The organism is Mesorhizobium sp. M7A.F.Ca.CA.001.08.2.1, from assembly GCF_003998455.1.
Lineage (GTDB): Bacteria > Pseudomonadota > Alphaproteobacteria > Rhizobiales > Rhizobiaceae > Mesorhizobium > Mesorhizobium ciceri.
The window spans coordinates 1-1,854 of sequence record NZ_RZPW01000994.1 but is presented as its reverse complement, the minus strand read 5'-3'; the positions used below and the strand labels follow the sequence as shown (position 1 = coordinate 1,854).

Genomic DNA, 1,854 nt, shown 5'->3' with positions numbered 1-1,854 from the left:
GAGCAGGCCGTATGTCCTCTGCTTGGGGAGGCGGGACCAGGAATATAAGAACATGGGGCTTCTCGCCAGGCTGGCCCCACACCTCGACGCGATGGGTCTTGACCTGTGGATGCCCGGCGATGTCGACGAGGCCACGCTCCTGAGGTACATCCCGCAAATGCCCGGAAACATCGTCCTTCCTGGCCGCATAGGGGACGACGACTTCAAGAAGGCGCTCGAAGGCGCCCTGTGCTTCCTGTTCCCGTCACGGATCGAGGGCTTCGGGCTGCCGGCGGTCGAGGCGATGGCTTCGGGCTGCCCGGTCGTGGCCTCGACCTCGCCATGTCTTCCCGAAATCTGCGGGGATTCGGCCCTTTATGCCGATCCCGACGACGTCCAGTCATGGGCCGAAGCCATCCGCCTGTTGATGCTAGCCCCAGACTTGCGGCAGCGTTTGGTTACCAAGGGGAACGCCAGGGCGAGCAGTTATTCCTGGCGGTGGATAGCGTGGAAATACCTCGAACTCATGATTCAGGTCGACGCCGATTTCGGGGAGTTCGGCGATTGACCGGCGGCCAGTCTTCGGATTGACCTCCAGGAGAGCACGATGGACGAGAACGACTTGCGAGCATTGGTGGCAGCCGCTCATCGCGCGCGCCGGCCTCGCCGTGTAACCACCGATCCTGGCCGCAGACCGAAACCCGTGCCGACCATTTCGATCTGCATCCCGACTTACAACCGCTCGTCCATGCTGGCGGAATTGTTAGACAGCATCATCGCCCAAGCTTTGGAGGACGCGATCGAGGTCGTGGTCAGCGATGATGCTTCACCGGACAATACGGTCGCCGTGGCCGAAGGCTATAAGGGTCGCATCAAGCACTACACCTTGCTTTCCCAGCCGAAGAACTTGGGAGTGGACGGCAATTTCCTGGCGGTCGTGGAGGCGGCGAAGGGCGATTACATCTGGCTGATGGGCGACGACGACCATCTGGAACCGGGCGGGCTAGCACGGGTGCTGGAAGCGATCCGGCGTTGGCCCGGCGTAACCGGTCTAACGCTAGGCGTGATCGACTATGACGTGACGATGACGCGCCGGACCGGCATCCGTCGGATCCCGCCTACACAACTGATCGCCGATGCCGGTACGCTGTTCGCGACGATGGGTGATCTGCTGGGCTTCATGTCCGCCCTGGTGATAGACCGTGCCAAATGGAATGAGATCGCATCCGAGCCTAATGTCTCGGAATTCAAGAATTACTACGTCCAAGTTTATATCATCGGCCGTGTTGTCGAACGGTTTGGAAAATGGGGCGTGGTCCAAGAACCTTGTGTCGGCTATCGGTCGGGCAACGACCAGTTCAATATCAAGTTCGGATGGCTGGATCGCCTGAAGATCGACGTTGCCGCCTATGATCAGATTGCTTTCGCGTTGTTCGCGGACACACCCGCTGTGTGCGAAGCGTTTCGCCGCCGGATATTTGATACGCACGTGATGGCGCGGTTGAACAACGCTAAAACTGCGGGGGGACGGACCATCGCGGTGAGCGCAGCGATCAGGTACCTGTACGGCCGTTACCATGGAATGCCGCACTATTGGACCCGCGCAGTGCCGACGCTCCTTGCGCCGCAATGGATCCTGCGGAACGCACGGTCCGCATACAAGCGGCTGTCGCCCAACTCGGGCGCGTTCCGAGCGCGTGAAATGTCCAACTGATAGATAGCGGCAGCGGGGGGTGCTACCAGATTGAGGATCGCGTCAATGGGCGCAAAGGATGAAGATCGTGCAGAAGAACGGACAGGCCACCGCGAGGCCGACCTCGTAACAGAACGGTTGAGGGCTGATCGCCGATGCATTGGACCATATGACTCAAGGGG

The 1,854-nt window shown here is 60.4% G+C and carries 2 protein-coding genes; both read left to right on the top strand.

Going from position 1 to position 1,854, the window contains the following annotated elements; genetic code table 11:
• A partial coding sequence (locus tag EN914_RS33945; RefSeq protein WP_164779120.1) for a glycosyltransferase family 1 protein occupies positions 1-547 on the top strand: 547 nt, incomplete at its 5' end.
• Positions 548-586: 39 nt separating this feature from the next.
• Complete coding sequence (locus EN914_RS33940) at positions 587-1,693, top strand: glycosyltransferase family 2 protein (protein ID WP_196815422.1); 1,107 nt, start codon at positions 587-589, stop codon at positions 1,691-1,693.
• Positions 1,694-1,854: the final 161 nt, after the last annotated feature.

Coding starts and splice junctions, on each gene's coding strand:
- EN914_RS33940 (WP_196815422.1), top strand. CDS start 587: ATGGACGAGAACGACTTGCGAGCATTGGTGGCAGCCGCTCATCGCGCG.